This is a genomic window from Sporosarcina siberiensis, assembly GCF_042681925.1.
Classification (GTDB): domain Bacteria; phylum Bacillota; class Bacilli; order Bacillales_A; family Planococcaceae; genus Sporosarcina; species Sporosarcina siberiensis.
Genome location: NZ_JBHUGI010000011.1, coordinates 1 through 1662, shown reverse-complemented (window position 1 = coordinate 1662; position 1662 = coordinate 1). Strand labels below are relative to the sequence as shown.

Annotated in this window: 1 rRNA gene; it reads left to right on the top strand. The window is 53.9% G+C overall.

From position 1 onward, the window contains the following. Window positions 1-1662, top strand: a 23S ribosomal RNA gene (locus ACFSFY_RS05820); the annotation flags it as partial.

Genomic DNA, 1662 nt, shown 5'->3' with positions numbered 1-1662 from the left:
TGTGTCAGTGGTAGGAGAGCGTTCCAAGGGCGTCGAAGCTAGATCGTAAGGACTAGTGGAGCGCTTGGAAGTGAGAATGCCGGTATGAGTAGCGAAAGAAGGGTGAGAATCCCTTCCACCGAATGCCCAAGGTTTCCTGAGGAAGGCTCGTCCGCTCAGGGTTAGTCAGGACCTAAGTTGAGGCCGAAAGGCGTAGACGATGGACAACAGGTTGATATTCCTGTACCACCTCCCCGCCGTTTGAGCAATGGGGTGACGCAGTAGGATAGGGTGAGCGCACTGTTGGTTATGTGCGTCTAAGCAGTGAGGTGTGAAATGAGGCAAATCCCATTTCTATAACATTGAGCTGTGATGGCAAGGGGAGTATTCCCTGGAGTCCCTGATTTCACGCTGCCAAGAAAAGCCTCTAGCGAGGCGGGAGGTGCCTGTACCGCAAACCGACACAGGTAGGCGAGGAGAGAATCCTAAGGTGATCGAGAGAACTCTCGTTAAGGAACTCGGCAAAATGACCCCGTAACTTCGGGAGAAGGGGTGCTCTGGTAGGGTGTTAAAGCCCGAGAGAGCCGCAGTGAATAGGCCCAGGCGACTGTTTAGCAAAAACACAGGTCTCTGCAAAACCGCAAGGTGAAGTATAGGGGCTGACGCCTGCCCGGTGCTGGAAGGTTAAGAGGAGAGGTTAGCGCAAGCGAAGCTTCGAATTGAAGCCCCAGTAAACGGCGGCCGTAACTATAACGGTCCTAAGGTAGCGAAATTCCTTGTCGGGTAAGTTCCGACCCGCACGAAAGGCGTAACGATCTGGGCACTGTCTCAACGAGAGACTCGGTGAAATTATAGTACCTGTGAAGATGCAGGTTACCCGCGACAGGACGGAAAGACCCCGTGGAGCTTTACTGTAGCTTGATATTGAATTCCGATGCAACCTGTACAGGATAGGTAGGAGCCTTAGATTCCGGAGCGCTAGCTTCGGAGGAGGCGTTGGTGGGATACTACCCTGGTTGTATTGGACTTCTAACCCATGCCCCTTATCGGGGCAGGAGACAGTGTCAGGTGGGCAGTTTGACTGGGGCGGTCGCCTCCTAAAGAGTAACGGAGGCGCCCAAAGGTTCCCTCAGAATGGTTGGACATCATTCGTAGAGTGCAAAGGCATAAGGGAGCTTGACTGCGAGACCTACAAGTCGAGCAGGGTCGAAAGACGGGCTTAGTGATCCGGTGGTTCCGCATGGAAGGGCCATCGCTCAACGGATAAAAGCTACCCCGGGGATAACAGGCTTATCTCCCCCAAGAGTCCACATCGACGGGGAGGTTTGGCACCTCGATGTCGGCTCATCGCATCCTGGGGCTGTAGTCGGTCCCAAGGGTTGGGCTGTTCGCCCATTAAAGCGGTACGCGAGCTGGGTTCAGAACGTCGTGAGACAGTTCGGTCCCTATCCGTCGCGGGCGCAGGAAATTTGAGAAGAGCTGTCCTTAGTACGAGAGGACCGGGATGGACATACCGCTGGTGTACCAGTTGTCTTGCCAAAGGCATCGCTGGGTAGCTACGTATGGACGGGATAAATGCTGAAAGCATCTAAGCATGAAGCCCCCTTCGAGATGAGATTTCCCATTACGCAAGTAAGTAAGATCCCTCAAAGAAGATGAGGTTGATAGGTCCGGGGTGTAAGC